Source organism: Stappia sp. ABD4_338, from assembly GCF_056312175.1.
In genome coordinates, this window is record NZ_CM149982.1 from 670,788 (window position 1) to 687,185 (window position 16,398).

Annotated in this window: 15 protein-coding genes; 2 read left to right on the top strand and 13 right to left on the bottom strand. The window is 67.0% G+C overall.

Annotated features, from left to right (window positions below):
* Positions 1-81: 81 nt before the first annotated feature.
* From pyrC to ACYX4S_RS03050, 7 genes are all read right to left on the bottom strand, one after another.
* Positions 82-1,143 carry a dihydroorotase gene (gene pyrC / locus ACYX4S_RS03020; RefSeq protein WP_476361838.1) on the bottom strand — a complete coding sequence of 354 codons (1,062 nt, stop codon included), beginning with the start codon at positions 1,141-1,143 and terminating at the stop codon, positions 82-84.
* Complete coding sequence (locus ACYX4S_RS03025) at positions 1,140-2,423, bottom strand: hydantoinase/carbamoylase family amidase (protein WP_476361839.1); 1,284 nt, start codon at positions 2,421-2,423, stop codon at positions 1,140-1,142. Before ACYX4S_RS03025 ends, pyrC begins: the two co-directional genes overlap by 4 nt.
* The gene (locus tag ACYX4S_RS03030) at positions 2,420-3,364 is read right to left on the bottom strand and encodes a dihydroorotate dehydrogenase (protein ID WP_476361840.1); all 945 of its coding nucleotides are present in this window, start codon (positions 3,362-3,364) and stop codon (positions 2,420-2,422) included. Before ACYX4S_RS03030 ends, ACYX4S_RS03025 begins: the two co-directional genes overlap by 4 nt.
* Complete coding sequence (locus tag ACYX4S_RS03035) at positions 3,361-4,197, bottom strand: dihydroorotate dehydrogenase electron transfer subunit (RefSeq protein WP_476361841.1); 837 nt, start codon at positions 4,195-4,197, stop codon at positions 3,361-3,363. Before ACYX4S_RS03035 ends, ACYX4S_RS03030 begins: the two co-directional genes overlap by 4 nt.
* A 64-nt stretch (positions 4,198-4,261) precedes the next feature.
* A complete protein-coding gene (locus tag ACYX4S_RS03040; protein WP_422069566.1) occupies positions 4,262-5,548 on the bottom strand; it encodes a TRAP transporter large permease in 1,287 nt (428 codons plus the stop codon).
* Entirely contained in the window at positions 5,548-6,048 is a 501-nt protein-coding gene (locus ACYX4S_RS03045; protein WP_476361842.1) for a TRAP transporter small permease, read from the bottom strand. The genes ACYX4S_RS03040 and ACYX4S_RS03045 overlap by 1 nt, the downstream gene beginning before the upstream one ends.
* A 109-nt stretch (positions 6,049-6,157) precedes the next feature.
* Positions 6,158-7,180 (bottom strand): TRAP transporter substrate-binding protein, encoded by a 1,023-nt coding sequence (locus ACYX4S_RS03050; protein WP_476361843.1) that lies wholly within the window; start codon positions 7,178-7,180, stop codon positions 6,158-6,160.
* A gap of 195 nt (positions 7,181-7,375) precedes the next feature.
* On the opposite strand from ACYX4S_RS03050, the gene ACYX4S_RS03055 reads away from it, so the two are divergent.
* Positions 7,376-8,272 (top strand): helix-turn-helix domain-containing protein, encoded by an 897-nt coding sequence (locus ACYX4S_RS03055; protein ID WP_293724163.1) that lies wholly within the window; start codon positions 7,376-7,378, stop codon positions 8,270-8,272.
* A gap of 44 nt (positions 8,273-8,316) precedes the next feature.
* Here ACYX4S_RS03055 and bla read toward each other — a convergent pair whose 3' ends face one another.
* Positions 8,317-9,261 carry a class A beta-lactamase gene (bla, locus tag ACYX4S_RS03060; protein ID WP_476361844.1) on the bottom strand — a complete coding sequence of 315 codons (945 nt, stop codon included), beginning with the start codon at positions 9,259-9,261 and terminating at the stop codon, positions 8,317-8,319.
* Between the two features lie 162 nt (positions 9,262-9,423).
* On the opposite strand from bla, the gene ACYX4S_RS03065 reads away from it, so the two are divergent.
* Positions 9,424-10,317, top strand: coding sequence for a LysR family transcriptional regulator (locus ACYX4S_RS03065; protein WP_476362807.1), 894 nt, complete (start codon positions 9,424-9,426; stop codon positions 10,315-10,317).
* A 66-nt stretch (positions 10,318-10,383) separates the two neighbouring features.
* Here the strand turns inward: ACYX4S_RS03065 and ACYX4S_RS03070 are convergent, their stop codons facing one another.
* From ACYX4S_RS03070 to ACYX4S_RS03090, 5 genes are all read right to left on the bottom strand, one after another.
* Entirely contained in the window at positions 10,384-11,772 is a 1,389-nt protein-coding gene (locus tag ACYX4S_RS03070) for a M20 family metallopeptidase (RefSeq protein ID WP_476361845.1), read from the bottom strand.
* 5 nt (positions 11,773-11,777) lie between these two features.
* A complete protein-coding gene (locus ACYX4S_RS03075; protein WP_476361846.1) occupies positions 11,778-13,355 on the bottom strand; it encodes a gamma-glutamyltransferase family protein in 1,578 nt (525 codons plus the stop codon).
* Between the two features lie 146 nt (positions 13,356-13,501).
* A complete protein-coding gene (locus ACYX4S_RS03080) occupies positions 13,502-14,494 on the bottom strand; it encodes an ABC transporter ATP-binding protein (protein ID WP_476361847.1) in 993 nt (330 codons plus the stop codon).
* Entirely contained in the window at positions 14,491-15,489 is a 999-nt protein-coding gene (locus ACYX4S_RS03085) for an ABC transporter ATP-binding protein (protein ID WP_476361848.1), read from the bottom strand. Before ACYX4S_RS03085 ends, ACYX4S_RS03080 begins: the two co-directional genes overlap by 4 nt.
* Positions 15,490-15,500: 11 nt before the next feature.
* Positions 15,501-16,397, bottom strand: coding sequence for an ABC transporter permease (locus tag ACYX4S_RS03090; RefSeq protein ID WP_293724174.1), 897 nt, complete (start codon positions 16,395-16,397; stop codon positions 15,501-15,503).
* Between the last annotated feature and the right edge of the window lies 1 nt (position 16,398).

Sequence of the window (16,398 nt, forward strand, 5' to 3'; positions counted from 1 at the left end):
TGTGCCTCGCTGGAGCATCTTCCGGCCGGGCGGCCCGGCCGTTCCTTGAAAATGCGGCAACCCGAAAGGGGGCTGTAGCGGTTAGTTCCCCTGCGGGCAAGCAGTGCGTTCCACATTCCAGTGGATCGGGCGCATGGGATCGAACACCGTGACGGCCTCGCTGCCGGCCATGACCTTCGCCGGAAAGTCGACGGGCGCGTCCTGGCGGACGAGCGTCACGCGCTCCTCGTTGGCCGGAAGGCGGTAGTAGGCCGGTCCGTTCAGCGACACGAAGGCCTCGAGGCGGTCCAGCGCGCCGTCTTCCTCGAACACGGTTGCCAGGCACTCCAGCGTGTTGGGCGCACAGAAGATTCCCGCGCAGCCGCAGCCGCATTCCTTCGAGGGATCCACATGCGGTGCGGAATCCGTGCCGAGGAAGAAGCGGGCATCGCCGGAGGTGGCCGCCTTGCGCAGGGCGAGGCGATGGCTTTCGCGCTTGGCCACCGGCAGGCAGTAGTAGTGCGGGCGGATGCCGCCGGCCAGGATGGCGTTGCGGTTGATCATGAGATGATGCGGCGTGATCGTCGCGCTGAGGTTTTTCTCCGCGCCCATGACGAAGTCGACGCCATCGCTCGTGGTCACGTGCTCCAGCACCACACGCAGTTCGGGCAGGCGCTCGCGCAGGGGGGCGAGCACGGTCTCGAGAAACACCGCCTCGCGATCGAAGATGTCGACGTCCGCGCTGGTCACCTCGCCATGAACGCACATGGTCATGCCGATTTCGGCCATGCGCTCGAGCACGGGCATGACCTTGTCGATGGAACGCACGCCGGACTGGGAGTTGGTCGTCGCGCCGGCCGGATAGAGCTTGGCGGCGGTGACGGTCCCGTCCCTGAAGCCGGCCTCGACATCGTCGGGATCGGTGCCCTCGGTCAGGTAGAGCGTCATCAGCGGCGTGAAGGAATGCTCCTTCGGCAGGGCGGCCAGGATCCGCTCGCGATAGGCGACCGCGTCGGCGGTGGTCACCACCGGGGGCACCAGGTTCGGCATGATGATGGCACGGGCGAAGGTCGCCGAGGTATGAGGCAGGACGCTCTTCAGCATCTCGCCGTCGCGCAGGTGCAGGTGCCAGTCATCGGGCTTGCGGATCGTCAGCTTGGTCATTGGCCCTCCGTCAGGTGGGAATAGAGGATGTCGCAGCCGGCGAGGAAATCGGACAACTCCATGGCTTCCTGCGGATTGTGCGAGCCGTTGCGGTTGCGCACGAAGACCATGCCCGAGGGAATGCCGGCAGCAGCGAAGACGGCCGCATCGTGGCCACCGCCGCTGGGCATGACGAAGGGCTCGAGTCCGACGCGCGCCATCGCCTGCTTCAGGCCGGCGACGATGTCCTTGTCGCAGATCGCGGGCTCGGAGCGCAACTCCATGTCGAGCTCGAAACGCACTTTCCGGTCCCGCTCGATCTCCGCCATCTCCGTCCGGATGAGGTCGCGCATGTCGTCCAGCACCTCCGCCGACTGGGAGCGGACGTCGAGGCTGAAGCCGATCTCGTCGGGAATGCGCGACAGGGCATTGGTGGCCGGATCCGTGCCCACCATGCCGCTCGTGAGCACGAGATCGTCACCCTTGTTCAGGATCGTCGCCCAGCTCTCGTCGAGACGCACCATCAGGTCGGCGAAGGCGAGCACCGGGTCGCGGCGGTAGGCCTTGGGCACGGCGCCGGAGTGGCCGGCCTCGCCGATGCAGCGGATCCTGCGGTGGCGGAAGTTGCCGCGAATGCCGGAGACGGCGGCCGCGGGCAGGTTCTTGCCGATCAGCAGCGGTCCCTGCTCGATGTGGAGTTCCAGATAGGCCTCGACGCGGTCGAGCTCGATGAGCTTCTCGTGGGCCTTGATGCGCTCGAGCGGCAGGCCGATCTCCGCCATGTGCTCGCCGAGCGTGCGGCCGTCGCCCTTGTGCCTCGAACCGATCTCGTCATCGGTGAGGCTTGCGGTGAGCACCTTGGAGCCGATGTAGCAGGGGCCGAACCAGGCGCTTTCCTCGCCGCGCATGGCCAGCGCGTGCACGGGCCGGGAAAAGCGGGAGCCGGCACGTCTTGCGCGCACCAGGAGCACAAGTGCCGCGATGACGCCCGCCAGCCCGTCGAAATTGCCGCCGTGGGGAACGCTGTCCACGTGCGAGCCGACGAGGACGTAGCGCTCGGCATCACGGTCCTCGGGAAGCGAGACGTTGAGGTTGCAACCGTCGTCGTACCAGGTGGCGAGGCCCTCGCCCCGGGCGAAATCCTCGAGATAGCGGAGCGTCTCGGTCTCGATCCCGGAAAAGGCCGGCCGGCTGACGCCCTCGGTGTCCGGGCTCATGGCCGCGATGTCGTCGAACAGGCGTGCGACGAGGTCGAATTCGCCGTCGGAGGTCCTGGAGGTGTGCGTGCCGGTCCTGGTCATTGGGCCACCGCCATCATTGTGCTTGCAAGGTCCTCCTCGCCGTCGGCCACCGTGCCGATGATGTCGCGCACCGAGGAGATGCCGCGCGCCCGGAGCCAGGCGTCGAGATCGTCGACGATGGTGAGCATGGCCGTGGGGTGGATGAAGGTGGCCGTGCCCACCTGCACCGCCGAGGCGCCGGCGATCATGTATTCCAGCACGTCCGAGGCGGTGGCGATGCCGCCGCAGCCGATCACCGGCAGACGCGAGGCGCGGGCGCACTGATAGGCCATGCGCAGCGCGATCGGCTTCAGGCCGGGACCCGAGAGGCCGCCCATGACGTTGCCGAGGCGTGGGCGGCGGGTCTCGATGTCGATGGCCATGGAGAGGATCGTGTTGGCGACGACCAGCGCGTCGGCGCCGCCGTCCTCGGCGGCGCGGGCGACATCCGGCACCTCGCCGGTGTTGGGCGTCAGCTTCGCCCACAGCGGCAGGTGGCTCGCCGCGCGCAGGCGCTTCATGATGTCCAGCGTGGAAGAGGGGCGGATGGCGAAGGCCTTGCCGTCTTCCTCGATGTTGGGACAGGAGATGTTGACCTCGATGGCATCGACGCCATCGACGCTGACCGCGCTGCACAGTTCGGCGAATTCGTCCGCCGTGTTGCCGGAGATGGAGACCACCAGAGGCGTCTCGTAGCGGCGGTAGAAGGGAACGACCTTCTCCAGGAAGGCCGTCACGCCCTTGGAGGGGATGCCGATGGAGTTCAGCATCGAGCCGTTGACCTCGCACACGCGGGGCGTCGGATTGCCCTCGCGCAGGCCGAGCGTGATGGTCTTGGTGACATGGGCGCCGATACGCTCCAGGTCGAAGACCTCCGCCAGTTCCTCGGAGAAGGTGCCGGAGGCCGGCATCACCGGGTTCTTCAGCGTCAGCGCGCCGATCTGGACAGAAAGATCACTCATGCGACCACCTCCGACATGTCGAACACCGGGCCTTCTCGGCAGACCCTGAGATAGACGATGGCGCCGTCGCGCTTCAGCGGACGCACGCAGCACTGGCACATGCCCAGCCCGCAGGCCATCTGCTGTTCCAGCGCGATCTGGCCCGGCACGCCGTGGGCGTCGCCGACCTTCTGCAGCAGGCGCAGCAGGCGGTTGGACCCGCAGGTGTAGAAGGCATCGGCACGCCCCTCGGCGATCAGGCGCTCCAGGATGGTCTCGAGGTTCTGCAGACTGGAGCTGCCGTCGTCGTCCGTGACCGTGATGACGTCGGCGCCAAGCGCTGCGAAATGCTCCGTCGACATCAGGTAGTCGGGATGACGCGCGCTGCAGATGGCCGTGAGCTTGCGGCCGAGCCGGTTCGCCTCGATGGCGAGGGGGGCGAGCGTGGCGAGACCGACTCCGCGGGCGACGAGCACGAGGTGCTGCCAGTCGTCCTCAATGGAGAAGGGTTCGCCGAGCGGGCCGACCACGTTCAGTTCGTCCCCGGTCCCGAGCGTGGCGAGCGCGCGGGTGCCGGCTCCCGTCACCTTGTAGAGGAAGTGAAGCTCGCCCTTTTCCGGATAGAAGCCGTAGATGCTCATCGGGCGGCGCAGGTAGGGAGCCTCGCCGCCGGCCTGCGGGCACAGAAGGTTGAAGAACTGGCCCGGACGGCACAGATCGAGCAGCTCGCGCGGAGCGTCGAGCACCAGCAGGCGGTACTCGGAATTGACGGGCGTGTTCCCCTTGACCGGGAGGCTGATCTCCTGCGTCAGGAAAGGGGGTGTCGTCGTCACGGTCTGGTCAACGCGCAACATGGGTCGTTTCCTTGTGATGTCGTTCCGGCCGGATGCCCGGCGGCGCTGGTCCCGCGCGGGGCTCCTAGCCGAGAAGAAGTCTCGGCAGGAAGGTCGAGATGTCCGGCACGTAGGTGATGATCGCGAGGACGATCAGATTGGCGACGATGAACGGCGCCACGCCGGCGATGATCGCCGTGACGGGTTTCTGCAGGGTCGAGGAGGCGACGAAGAGGTCGAGCCCGAACGGGGGCGTGATCATGCCGATGGAAATGTTCAGCGTGACGATCATGCCGAAGTGGACGGGGTCGACGCCAAGCGCCTGGGCGACGGGGAACAGCGGCGGGATGAGGATCAGCAGCGCCGAGTTCGGATCGAGGAACATGCCCGCGATCAGGAAGCATATGTTGATGATGATGAGGAAGGTGATCGGTCCCGCATCGATCGCGGTCAGGAAGCCGGTGATGGCGCTCGGCACCTGCGCGAGCGTGATGAAGAAGGAGATCAGGCCGCCCATGGCGAGCAGGATGAACACGATCGCCGTCGAGACGGCCGCGCGCTCGGTGATCTTCACCAGCTTGGAGAAGGAAAGCTCGCGGTAGATCAGTCCTTCCACGAAGATCGCGTAGACGACGCTGACCGCCGCCGCCTCGGTCGGGGTGAGGATGCCGGAGTAGATGCCGCCGAGAATGATGACGGGCATCCCGAGCGGCCAGAAGGCGGCCTTGAGTGCCCGGCCGCGTTCGGCCCAGGTGGTCTTCTCGCCCGGGGCGATTCCGGTCCGGCGCGCCTCGATGTGCGCCATGATGGCGAAGGCGATGCCGAGTGCGAGGCCGACGGCGAGGCCGCCCACGAAGAGCTTGGCGATGGAGGTGCCCGTCATCCAGCCGTAGATGATGAAGGTGATGGACGGGGGAATGAGCAGCGCGGTCTCGGCGCTGGAGACGATCAGTCCGAAGGAGAACTTGTCGCGGTAGCCCGCCTTCTTCATCTCCGGATAGACCATGCGGGCGGTCGCCGCGACGGTGGCCGGCGCCGAGCCGGACACGGAACCGAAGGCCATGGACCCGCCGATGGTGGTGAAGCCCATGCCCGCGCGCAGGTGGCCGACGAAGGCCTTGACCAGGCCGGTCAGGCGGCGGGCGATCTGGCCCTCGCCCATGAGTTCGGCCGCCAGGATGAAGAAGGGCACGGCGAGCAGCGTCGTGTGGTTGATGCCGCCGAGGATCTTCTGCGAGATCACCGGATCGGGAAGGCTCGCGTAGAAGGCTTCCTTGACCATCAGCGCGGGCACGCCGAGGACGAGGAACATCTCGAAGCCGGTCACGAGCATGACGACCGCGACGGCGATGATGAGAAGCAGAATGATCATCAGTGCGGCTCCGTCTGCTGGCCGGCGAAGCGGTCGATAAGTCCGAGGAAGCTCAGCGCGAAGCGCAGGCCCATCAGCGCGAAGCCGATGGTCGGGGCGAGATAGATCCAGAACACGGGGACGTTGAGGGTCGGGCTCTTCTGGCCGCTCGCGAAGACGAAGGCGGTCATCTCGTAGCTCAGCCAGATCAGGTAGCAGCAGAAGAAGAAACCGACGAAATCGATGATGCGCCGGAGCGGCAGGCCGGTGCGGCGCGCGATCTTCTCGCGCCAGGTGTGGATGCCGGCATGGCGTCCCTGGTCGAGGGCGAGACCCACGGCCATGAAGGTCAGGAACAGGCTCAGGAGCCGGACGGCTTCCTCGATCCAGGCGAAGTCGGAGGCGAAGGTGCCGCCGACCTGGCGGGCCAGCACGTTCAGCGAGAAGAGGACCACCATCGTCAGGAAGATCGTGACGACGGCGGCGCGCTCGGCCGCTCTGAGTATGGCTAGGAGCTGCATCTGGTGTTCCTGTCCGCCTGCCCTGAAGGTCTCCGCCGGCCGAAGGGGCCGGCGGAAGGGTCGTTGCCGGGGCAGGGCGCGGAAACGGCCCCGCGCCCTGCCTCGCGGCTTACTTGGTCGCGGCCTCGTAGGCCTTCTCGTAGACGGCGAGCAGGTCCTCGCCCTCCTTGCCGGCGCGCTCGATGTAGGCGGCACGGGTGGCCGGATACATCTTCTCGCGGAAGGCGGCCTTCTCCTCGGCGCTCATCTCGCTGACCTCGATGCCGGACGCCTTGATCTCCTCGAGAGCGGCCTGGATGGAGGCGTTCTTGTGGGCGATCAGGTCCGGGATGACCTCCTCGAAGGCCTCGGTGATGACGGTCTTGTACTCGTCCGGCAGCGCGCCCCACCAGGCGGTGTTGAAGAGGATCACGTCCTCCATGGCGCCGTGGTTGGAGACGACGAGATGCTTCTGCACCTCGTAGAACTTCATGCGCTGGATGGTGTCGAGCGGGTTCTCCTCACCGTCGACCAGACCGGTCTGCAGGGAGGTGTAGAGCTCGCCGAACGGCAGGGCGATCGCCGAGGCACCGACGGCCTTGAACTGCTCGATGAGGATGTTGCTGTCCATGACGCGGAACTTCTGGCCCGCGAAGTCGTCGATCGAGGAGATCGGCTTCGAGGAGGTGAAGTTCTTGCGCCCGTTCGGCCACAGGCCGAGGCAGGTCACGCCGCGCGAGGCGAAGGTCTCGCAGAGCGCGTCGCCGAAGGCGCCGCCACGGATTTCCTGCGCCGTCGCGTCGTCCTCGGGCAGCAGGAAGGGGATGTCGAGGATCGACACGGCCGGGTTGAAGCCGCCGAGGAAGGCTGCCGGGGCGACGGTGCCCTCCAGAACGCCGAGCTGAACGCCCTCGTTCATCTCGCGCTGGGAGCCGAGCTGGCCCTGCGGGAAGATCTGGAACTCGACGGCGCCGTCGGTGCGCTCGGCGACGAGCTCGGCGACCTTCTCCAGATGGACGTGACGCGACTGCTGGGTCGATTCCAGGTGGCCGATCTTGGCGGTGTATTCGGCGGCGAAGGCCACCGAGGAGCCGGCAACCGTGACGGCGGCAACGAGCGCCGTGGATGCCAGATGACGAAGGACGGAGTTCATGTTCACCTCTCCGGAAGTATGGTGTGCGGAAAAAGCGTAAGGGCGCGCGGACGGTCCGTCAACGCAAAATCTCAAAAATGAGATTTAACTCTCCAGCGTCTAGAAAATGCGTAAACAGTCTCTGTTTTGAGCATTCGTGTTGACGCTGGAAAACCCGGTTGCGTATACTCCAAAACGTTTGCAAAGGAATAGCGCGTGCCGGCCGGCGACCTCATCAGTTTTTCGGATATCGGAGCGAGGTTAAGGGCTTATCGGCTTGGCAAGGGCTTTACGCCCGAGGAACTTGCCGAGAATCTCGGCATTTCCCGTGCCGCGCTCTACCGCGCCGAAAAGGGCGAGATCCGCAAGATCGAGACCCTGACCCGTATCGCGGGCGAGCTTGGCGTTTCGCTGGCGAGCCTGATGGGGGTTGGCGTCGAGTATGTCAGCTCGTCCATCGCCTTCTTCGAGCGGATGCGCCAGCTTGAGGAAAGCTGCGAGCAGATCATCGGCCTCTTCAGTCCGGTGTCCTATCTCCTGACGTCCGACACCTATGACGAGATCCTGCGCGAGGTTCTGCTGGAATCGCTTCCCGAGGCGGTGATGCCCGCCGGCGAGGCAGAGGAACTGGTGAACGCGCTGCTGGAGATCCTGCGCGCCCGCAAGAAGACCTTCCACCTGCGCCGGCCGCTTATCGTCAGCCTGATCGCCTCCGCGGATCTGGAGCGTTTCCTCCTGCGCGGGCTGATCGGTCGGCACGATCTTCCCGCGGCGGTGGCCCGCCGCCGCCGCGAGCAGGCGCGCAAGGAGGCCATGTCGATCCTCGAGATGCTGCGCGAGGAGCCGATCGGCATCCAGATCGGGATCGTGCGTGAGCCCGTGCCGGCGACGAGCTTCCAGATCTTTCGCCAGAACGACCGCTCGCTGCTAGCGATCAGCCCGTTCCGGCTCGGTGAGCAGCCCAACATCCGCGTGGGTGTGGCGCTGATCACCGCGGCCGAGGAAGCCATGAGCCTTCACGAGGAGATCGCCGCAAGCCTCTGGCGCGAGGCGCTCAAGGGGCGCGAGGCGGCGGAGCACCTGGAAGCGATGATCGAGAAATACGCGATCTGAGGGAAAGGGCCCGGCGGATGATCCGCCGGGCCCTTTGCGTGGGATCATTCCTGACGGGCGGAGATTTCCGAAATCATGGCCTTGCCGATCTCCGCGATTGCCGCGTTGCGCGTGGTGATGTCAGCGGAGCTTCCGGTCATGTAGATCACGGCCAGGTGCGGCGTGCCCGTCTCTGGCCAGATCACGGAAATGATGCCGCGCGTGCCGTTGGCGCCCGCACCCGTCTTGTCGGCAATGCGCCAGGTCGGGGGAAGGTGCTTGCGGATCAGCGCATCGGCCACCTTGTCGTTGACCATCCATGTTTCCAGACGCTTGCGCGAGGCCGGAGACAGGCCGGCGCCGAGGATCAGCGTTTCCAGCGTGCGGGCCATGGCGGCCGGCGTGGTGGTGTCGCGCGGATCGCCGGGAATGGAAGCGTTGAGTTTCGGCTCGGTGCGGTCGAGCCGCGTCGTGTCGTCACCGATCCCGCGCAGGAAGGTCGTGACGCCCTTCGGGCCTCCGACGGTCGTGAGAAGCAGGTTGGTCGCGGTGTTGTCGGACACGCTTACCGACGCCTCGCAGAGTGCATCGATCGTCAGTCCCGGGCCGCCGGCGTATTTTTCCGTCACGGGGGAATAGGTCACGAGGTCCGAGGGCTGGTAGGCGATCTTGCGGTCAAGGCGTTCCTCTCCGCGCTCGACGCGGGCGAGAACCGCGGCGCACAGGGAAGGCTTGAAGGTGCTGGCGGTCGGGAAGCGTTCGTCCGCGCGGATCGCGACGACCGGCGTGTCCGCTCCGGTTTCGCGAAGGACCGCGCCGATGCGCCCGCCAAGGCGTTGCTCGAGCCGAGAAACCGTGTCGGCGACCTCGCCGGACAACGCGGGGCCGCAGAGGCCAAGCGTGACGATGGCAGCCGCGACCGCGCGTGACGCGACACGAAGGCCGAGGTTCGCGGACTGGATACGCAGACCTGAAAGCAGTTGAACGGATGTCGGGGGGAAGGAGTGCATGGAGTGCCTTTCCGCAGGGCCGGGGAGGCCCGGTGTGTCAGTTTGTCTAATGGAAAGTCTGGCGGTGGCGTTCCGGAATGCCCGCATGTCCGGTATAGGGCGCGGGATGTGAGGCGGCCAAACGACAAATCCTTGAAATCCGCATAAGGTCAGCTAATGGCTCTGGACAGACCGAACCTTCCTCTCAATGGCCTTCGGGCGTTCGAGGTCTCCGCCCGGCAGGGGAGCTTCACCCGCGCGGCCATCGAGTTGCGCGTGACCCAGGCAGCCGTGAGCCAGCAGGTTCTGCGGCTCGAGGACCTGCTCGGCGTTCGCCTCTTCACCCGCTCCTCGTCCGGTCTCGTGCTGACAGATGAAGGGCAGGCGCTGGTGCCGCTGCTCACCCGAAGTTTCGACGAGATGGGTGAGATGCTCGACCGTTTCGCGGAGGGGCGCTACCGGGAAACGCTGCATGTGGGCGCGGTCACGACCTTCGCGGTCGGCTGGCTGATGGAGCGATTGCCGGGTTTCGAGGTCGCCCATCCCGGCGTTAGTCTGCGTCTCTTCACCAACAACAACCGCTCGGAACTGTCGCGCGAGGGGCTTCACATGGCGATCCGCTTCGGCGACGGCCAATGGCCCGGTGTCGTGGCGACCCCGCTCATGGAAGCGCCGCTGACGCCGCTTTGTGCACCTGAAACGGCCGCGCGGCTCGCCTCTCCGGCGGACCTTCGCGCCGAGGTGCTGTTGCGCTCCTATCGCGCGGACGAATGGCGGGTCTGGTTCGAGCAGGCCGGCGTCGCGCCGCCGGAGCTTGCCGGGCCGGTCTTCGACAGTTCGCCCGCCATGGCGGACGTGGCCGAGGCCGGTCACGGCGTTGCGCTGCTGCCCTCGACGATGTTTGCAAGGCGGCTTTCGGCGGGGCGGCTCGTGCGGCCGTTCGCAGGGGAAATCGGCGTGGGCCGATACTGGATCACGCGCTCGCGCGGACGCGAGCCCTCCCGCGCCATGCGGCTGCTGGAGGAATGGCTCGTGCGGGAGTGCGCGGGGCCGGTGCGGCAAGCACCGGGAGAGTGAACGAACAAGGGGCTGGCGACATGCGTCGGCCGGCCCCTTGCGCTCTCATTCGGGTTCTGTCCCCGATCAGGCGGACTTGCGCTCGCCGATGTCGAAGAACAGGCCGGCCATCAGCATGAGCGCCTCGCGGGAGGAAGCCTTCAGCACATGCTCGTTCGGCGCGTGCTGCGAGCAGCCACGGTAGGAATGGGGCACCCACACCGTCGGCAGGCCAAGCACCTCGCTGAAGGTGTCGTTGGGCAGCGAGCCGGCAAGGTTCGGCAGGATGTGCGGGGCCTTGCCGGTGGTCTCGGTCAGCGATTTCGCGACGAAGGTCACCCAGGGGGCGTCCGGATCGAGGCGGGTCGCCTTGAAGAACACGCGGTCGGCGGGCGTCACCTCGACGTTCCCGAAGCCGTGCTTGTCCAGATGCCGGCGCAGCGCGGGAAGGATGTCGTCCGGTTCGGTGCCCACCACGTAGCGAAGCTGGCAGGTGGCGCGGGCCCAGCCGGAAATGGCGTTCACCGGAGCTTCCGGAACGCCGCTCTTCATGGCGAGAACCGCGAAGGAGTTCCAGCCGAAGACGCGCTCGGTCGGGGTCAGGCTTTCCTCGCCCCAGTCCTCGTCGATGGACGGGCCGGTTTCGCCTGTGATCGGAAGATCCTTCAGCGCCGCGCGGATGTCCGGCGTGAGGCTGGTCGGACGCCACTCGGGGATCTGGATCTGGCCGCGCTTGTCGACGATGCAGCCGATGGCATGGGCGAGCACCGTTGCCGGATCGGCCAGCAGGCCGCCCCAGTTGCCGGAGTGGTGGGCACCGTCACGGAAGTTGACCACCAGATCGAAGTTCACGCCGCCGCGCGAGCCCATGAACATGGTCGGCGTGTCCGGCTGCAGGCGCGGACCGTCGGAGGCGATCAGCACGTCGGAGGCCAGAAGCTCCTTGTGGGTCGCGCAGAACTCGGCAAGGCCCGGGGATCCGGTCTCTTCCGACATCTCGATCAGCACCTTGACGTTGAAGCCGAGCTTGCCGTCGCGCTCATCCAGAACGGCCGAGATCGCCTGCAGGTTGATCAGATGCTGGCCCTTGTTGTCGGCGGTGCCGCGACCGTAGAGACGGTTGCCTTCCTCGACCAGGGTGAAGGGCGAAAGCCCCTCGCGCCACTGCTCGGTCTGGGCGCGGATCACGTCGCCGTGGCCGTAGGTCAGAACCGTCTCGAAGGAGGGGTCCTCGATGCGGGTCGCCACCAGGATCGGGCCGCCGCGACTGTCGGTGTTCTCGAAGACCTCGCAGGTGAAGCCCATCTCCTTGAGCCAGGGGATCATGGCCTCGTCGACGTAGCGGGTGAGTTCGGCCTTCTGGTCCGGGTTCTGGCTCTCCGTCTCGAAGGCGACCAGGCGGGCGAGATCGTCCTTGAAGGAGCCGCTGTCGAAATAGGTCTCGGCGCGTGAAACCGCGCCCTGTCTCGATGCCATGATGGTCAGGTCCTTTCGCTTGCGTGCAGGGCGTCGCCCCAGGGCGACATGATTTCGGTGGCGCCCATGTTCTCGCCGTCCTCGCGCATGACCGCCGCAGGGCATGCGAAGGCGTAGGGGAACACGGTGCGGCGTGTGGTGACGGTCTTGTGCGCGGCGGACAGGGCCGCGATCACGTCCGCGGGCAGGCTTTCGTCGGCAACCACCGTCTCACCGCCCGACACGTCGATGCGCGGGTGATGGAAGGCGTCCTCCAGGGAAAGGTCGTGGTCGAGCATCAGCGAGGCGAGCTGGCCGACGGCGGAGACGATCTTGCGCCCGCCCGAGGCGCCGAGCGCGACACGGCGCCCGCCCTTTTCCGCCACGACCGGGCAGACGTTCATCAGGCAGCGCTTTCCCGCCCCCAGCGAGTTCGCCTTGCCGGGCTCGGGATCGAACCACATGATCCCGTTGTTGAGCAGCAGGCCGGTGGAGGGGGAGACGACGCGCGAGCCGAAAGCCGAGAGGAGGGTCTGCGTCATGGAGACCATGTTGCCCTTGCTGTCGACGACGGAGAAATGCGTCGTGCAGGCCGGCGCCTTCGGATCCTCGCCATCGCCCATTCCCTCCAGGCGTGCCGCATAGGCGCCCTTGAGCGCCGCCGCCCAGGCGGTGAAGGTCGCCGCATCCGGGGCCGTGCCCGGTGTCCAGTCGCGTTCCAGGCGTGCCAGCATGTCGGCGAGCGTCGGGCCGGCCGTCAGGCCCGGCATGGCGAAGACGCGGCCGTCGCGATAGGCGATCTCCAGGGGATCGGAGATGGTCGCGGAATAGGAGGAGAGGTCCTCAAGGGTCATGGCGCTGCCCTTGGCCCTCAGGTCTGCCACGAGCTTCGCGGCGATCTCGCCCTCGTAGAAGTCGCGGTAGCCGGCCTCGCCGAGGCGCGCAAGCGTGTCCGCCATGACGCCCTGGTCGAGGCGCTTGTCGGACAGCGCCGTCCAGCCGGCGATGGTCGGCCACTGCCCGTCCTCGAGGAACAGCGCGGCGGCGTCCGGGTCGCGGGAGAGCGAACGCGTCGCCGACGCGATCATCAGCGCCGCGTACCAGTCGACGAGCATTCCCTCGCGGGCAAGCCCCTCGGCCGGGCGCAGCAGGTCCGCCCAGGGCATGCGTCCGAACCGCGCGTGGGCCTGGCCGATGCCGTCCACGGTGCCGGGAACGGCAACGGCGGTCGCGCCTTCCACGTTGCGGTCGTCGACCACCGCCTTCCAGGGGAAGAGGTCGTTGGACCGGCCGCTTTCGGCGAGCGGATAGTCGGCGGGGTCGAGCCCGGCGGGCGCGCGCATTCCATAGTTGATGGCGTAGGCGCGCCCCTCGTCTTGGCGCCACACCACCATCGCACCGCCGCCGGCAGGCCCGCTCATCCACGGCTCGACGACACCGACGGCAAAGGAGACGGCGGTGGCCGCGTCGATGGCGTCACCGCCGGCGGAGAGCACTTCGGCGCCGATCTCGGCCGCGCGGCGGTGCTGGGAGGCGACGACGCCGTGACGGCTTTTCAGGACGGTTTTCGAGACCTTCTGGGTCTGCGAGAGGTTGCGGCTCATGGGTGAGGCTTTCTTGTTGTCCGGAAGGATCGTTGCGGCGCGGGCGATCCGGTGCCGGTGGCGCTGCGCACGCCGGCCCGGAGCCTTGCCGGGAGGGCGCCTGGCGGGCCGTGCGGGTCCGCCGGGCATGTCGTGTGTCGGACGGATCAGGCCGGCTGGAGGCTGGCCCGGTTCTCGTCGTAGAGGTGGCATTCGACCTTGCGGCCGCCTTCGGAAAGCAGGGTCGGAGCCGTCTGCTTGCAGATGTCCATTGCCTTGGCGCAGCGGGGATGGAAGTGGCAGCCCGACGGGGGATCGATCGGGTTGGGGTAGGCCGCGCCGAGATGCGTGTCGGGAACGTCCAGGTCCGGATCCGGCGTCAGAACGGAAGCCAGAAGCGCCTCGGTATACGGATGGCGCGGGGCGTCGAACAGGGCGTCGACGGGCGACTCCTCCACGATGCGGCCGAGATACATGACCGCGACCCGCGTCGCCAGATGCTCCACCACGGCCAGATTGTGGCTGATGAAGAGGTAGGTCAGGCCGAACTCGCGGCGCAGCTCCACCAGCAGATTGAGGATCTGGGACTGGACCGACACGTCGAGCGCGGAGGTCGGTTCGTCGCAGATAACGATCTCCGGCTTCATGATCAGCGCGCGGGCGATGGCAACGCGCTGGCGCTGGCCGCCCGACATCTGGTTCGGATAGGAGTTCATCACGCGGGCGGGCAGGCCGACCACGTCGAGAATGTCGCGCACCGCCTTTTCCTGCGAGGCGCTGTTCCCGATCTTGTGGACCCTGAGCGGCAGCGAAATGATGTCGCGGATCGATTTCCTCGGGTTCAGCGAGGAATAGGGGTCCTGGAAGATCGGCTGGATACGGCGGGCGAGAATACGGCGGTTCTGGTCGCCGATGGGCTCGCCGTCGACAAGCACCTCGCCAGAGGTCGGGGCCTCGAGGCCGAGCAGGATCTTGGCGAGCGTGGACTTGCCGCAGCCGCTTTCGCCGACCAGGCCGAGCACGTCGCCGCGCTGGAGCTTCAGCGACACGTCGTTGACGGCCCTGAGCGGCTTCTTCTCGCCGAACATGCCCTGCTTGATCGTGTAGGTCTTGGAGACGTTCTTCAGCTCCAGGACCGGCGCGGTCGTTTCGGTGGTCATGTCGTGGTCTCCCCGACCGGAGCGCGCCCGGTCTCGTGAATGCAGCGGAAGGCGTGACCGTCCTCGTCGACGCGACGCGGGATGCTGCCCGCGCAGGCGTCTGTCGCTTCCTCGCAGCGGGTGCGGAACACGCAACCCTCCACGCGGCCGATCAGCGAGGGCACGATGCCGGGGATGGAGCCCAGTTCCGAGCCGCGCTCGGTCTTGCCCGGCACCGGAATGCAGCGCAGAAGGCCGCGGGTGTAGGGGTGCATGGGCGCGTCGAAGACCTTCTTCGCGGTGCCGGTCTCCACCAGCTCGCCGGCGTACATGACCGCCACCTTGTCGGCGATGCGGGCCACGACGCCGAGATCGTGGGTGATGAGGATCATCGCCACGTTCATCTCGCGGGTGAGGTCGATCAGCAGGCGCAGGATCTGCGCCTGGATGGTCACGTCGAGCGCGGTGGTGGGCTCGTCCGCGATGATGAGCTCGGGCTCGCACATGAGCGCCATGGCGATCATGACGCGCTGGCGCAGGCCGCCGGAGAGCTGGTGCGGATACTGCGACATGCGCCGCTCGGCACCGGTGATGCCGACCTTCTCCAGCAGCTCGACGGCGCGCGCGCGGGCGGCCGCCTTGCCGACGCTGCGATGCAGGAGCAGAGCTTCGCAAAGCTGGTCGCCGATGGTGTAGGCCGGGTTCAGCGACGTCATAGGCTCCTGGAAGATCATCGCCATGCGATCGCCGCGCAGGGCGCGCATCCTGCGCGGTCCCGCCGTCATCAGGTCGTTGCCGTCGAACTCCAGCTTGTCGGCCTTGCGCTGGATGCGCTTGCCGAGCAGGTCCATGATGGCAAGCGAGGTCAGCGACTTGCCCGAGCCGCTTTCGCCGACGATGCACAGGGTCTCGCCGCGCTTCAGCTCGAAGTCGATCCCGCGAACCGCATGCAGCGTGCCGGCGGCGGTGGGAATGTCGAGACGCAGGTTCTCGACGGTGAGGACGGTTTCGCTCATGTTCCGCCTCCTCAATTGCGGTTTTCGGGGGCGGTCACGTCGCGCAGTCCGTCGCCCATCAGGTTGATGGCGAGAACGAGCACGAAGAGCGCGACACCGGGAATGGCCACGAGCCAGGGATCGAACAGCATCATCTGCTTGCCTTCCGAGATCATCAGGCCCCAGGAGGGCGTCGGCGGCTGAACGCCGAGACCGAGGAAGGACAGCGCCGCCTCGAGCAGGATGGCGTGGGCCATCTCCAGCGTGACGACGACGATCAGGTTGTTGACGATGTTCGGCATGATCTCGCTCAGCACCACACGGGTGGTGGAGCAGCCGATGGCCTTGGCCGCGGTCACGTATTCACGCGAGCGCACCTGCAGGGTGGACGAGCGCATCACCACGGCGAAGCGGTCCCACAGCAGCAGGCCGAGCACGAGGATCACGATCTCCAGCGAGCCACCGAAAAGCGCGACGACGGCAAGCGCCACCAGCACCACGGGCATGGCCAGGCGCACGTTGATGAGGAAGGTCACCACCGCGTCGACACGCCCGCCGAAATAGCCGGCCGCGACGCCCATCGTGGTACCGATGATGCCGGAGATGAGGGCCGCGACACCGCCGATCAGCAGCGAGATGCGGGCGCCGTAGATGAGACGCGAGAGATAGTCGCGTCCAAGATGGTCGGTTCCCAGGATGTGCTCCCAGGTGCCGCCGAGAAACACCGGCGGCTGCATACGGCCCATCAGGTCCTGTGCATAGGGATCATGCGGCGCGAGCGCGGGGGCGAAGACCGCGATCACGAACAGGACGACAAGGACGCCGGCGCCGAACAGAAGGCCCATGTGGCCGAAGATGCGGCGGCGGAGCTGCTGGCCCGGGGTCGGGCCCTTGATCTCCTGGAGGAGGGTGTCTGTCGTGCTGGACATG